The organism is Alterirhizorhabdus solaris (assembly GCF_007785815.1).
Lineage (GTDB): Bacteria > Pseudomonadota > Alphaproteobacteria > Sphingomonadales > Sphingomonadaceae > Alterirhizorhabdus > Alterirhizorhabdus solaris.
This window is the reverse complement of record NZ_VNIM01000196.1, coordinates 1-2,197: the sequence shown is the minus strand read 5'-3', so window position 1 is coordinate 2,197 and position 2,197 is coordinate 1. Positions and strand designations below refer to the sequence as shown.

1 protein-coding gene is annotated in these 2,197 nt (G+C 68.8%); it reads left to right on the top strand.

Features of this window, described 5'->3' with window-relative positions:
- Positions 1 to 28 precede the first annotated feature (28 nt).
- On the top strand, positions 29 to 2,098 hold the full coding sequence (locus FOY91_RS21185) for a prolyl oligopeptidase family serine peptidase (protein ID WP_145156026.1): 2,070 nt from the start codon (positions 29 to 31) through the stop codon (positions 2,096 to 2,098).
- Positions 2,099 to 2,197 lie beyond the last annotated feature (99 nt).

Sequence of the window (2,197 nt, the reverse complement as noted above, 5' to 3'; positions counted from 1 at the left end):
CGCCCGCCCCGCCAGCAAGAGTGCCCCCATGCCGTCTTCGCCCACGCCGCCTTATCCGCAGACACCGCGCGGCACCGTGCGCGAGACGCTGTTCGGCGAGACCATCGCCGATCCCTATCGCTGGCTGGAAAACGACGTCCGCACCGATCCGCAGGTGCGCGACTGGGTGACGGTGCAGAGCAAGCTGGCCGCCGACTATCTGTCCACCCTGCCCGGCCGCGCCGCGATCGAGCGCCGGATGAAGACGCTGTGGGATTACGAGCGCTTCGGCCTGCCCGAACGGGCGGGCAAGCGCATCTTCTACCAGCGTAACACCGGCCTCCAGAACCAGTCGCCGCTGTATGTGCAGGAAGGCGCGGCGGGCACGCCCCGGCTGCTGATCGACCCGAACGCCTGGGCCAAGGACGGCGCCACCGCGCTGGCCGAATGGAAAGCCTCCGACGACGGCAAGCGGCTGGTGTATGCCGTGCAGGACGGCGGCACCGACTGGCGCACGCTGAAGGTGCTCGACGTCGCGACCGGCGCGGTGCAGTCCGACGACGTGCAGTGGGCCAAGTTCACCGGCCTCGCATGGGCGAAGGACGGTGCGGGTTTCTTCTACTCGCGCTTTCCGGCTCCCGAGGGCGGCGCGACCTTCCAGTCGCTCAACCTGAACCAGGCGGTCTGGTATCACGCGATCGGCACGCCGCAGTCCGCCGACCGGCAGATGTTCGCCACCCCGGACCGGCCGAAGCTGAACCACGTCGCCGAAGTGACCGAGGATGGGCGCTGGCTGCTCGTCCGGTCGAGCGAAGGCACCGACGCGCGTTTCGAGCTGACGCTGATCGACCTCGCCGCCCCCAAGGCGGCGCCCCGCACGCTGGTGCGCGGGCTGGAGAACAGCTGGGCGCTGGTCGGCTCGGTCGGGCAGACCTTCTATTTCCTCACCGATCTGGCCGCCCCGCGCCAGCGCATCGTCGCGATCGACGTAGAGGCCGCAACGCCCACCCCGCGCGAGATCGTGCCGGAGGGCGAAGCCAAGCTAGAGGAGGCGACGATCGCCGGCGACCGGCTCGTCCTCTCCTACCTGCGCGACGCCAAGAGCGAAGTGCGTCTCGCCACGCTGGACGGCAGGGCGGCCGGCACGGTGGCGCTGCCCGGCATCGGCACGGTAATGCTGGGCGAGGGCACCCACGCCGATCCCACGTTGTTCTACAGCTATGGCAGCTACGCGGTGCCGACCTCGATCCACACGCTCGACGCCGCGACCGGCCGTGACAGCGTGTTCCGCGCGCCGAAGGTGGCGTTCGATCCCGCCGCCTTCACGGTCGAGCAGCGGTTCTACGCCTCGAAGGACGGCACCCGCGTGCCGATGTTCGTGATCCGGCGGAAAGATGCGACCGGCCCGGCGCCGACCATCCTCTACGGCTACGGCGGGTTCGACATCTCGCTGACCCCCGGCTTCTCGCCGGCCGTGCTGCAATGGGTTGAGATGGGCGGCACCTATGTGGTGGCCAACCTTCGCGGCGGCGGTGAGTATGGCAACGCATGGCACGATGGCGGTCGCCTCGCCAACAAGCAGAACGTGTTCGACGACTGCATCGCGGCAGCCGAATATCTGGTTGCGCAAGGGATCGCGAGCAAGGACGGGCTGGCGCTCTCCGGTCGCTCCAACGGCGGGCTGCTGGTAGGCGCGGTCGTGAACCAGCGGCCGGATCTGTTCGCCGCCGCCATCCCCGGCGTGGGGGTGATGGACATGCTGCGCTTCGACCGCTTCACCGCCGGTCGCTACTGGGTGGACGATTATGGAGATCCGTCGAAGGAGGCGGATTTCCGCGTGCTGCGCGCCTATTCGCCCTATCACAACATCCGCGCCGGCAAGGCGTATCCCGCGATCATGGTGGCGACCGCCGATACCGACGATCGCGTGGTGCCGGGCCACAGCTTCAAATATGCCGCCGCGTTGCAGGCGGCCGACATCGGCGACAAGCCCCACCTGATCCGCATCGAGACGCGCGCCGGCCACGGCAGTGGCAAACCGACCGACAAGGTGATCGAGGAATATGCCGACCTGTGGGCGTTCGTGGCGAAATGGACCGGCTTGAAGGTGCCCGAGTAGGCTATCCCTGCCCCCGGCATAGGCGAGGCGCGCGGTCGTGACGCCTCGCCTCGCGCGAAGGGGGCCTCGACCGCGCTCGGCATAAGGGGAATGCTGGAC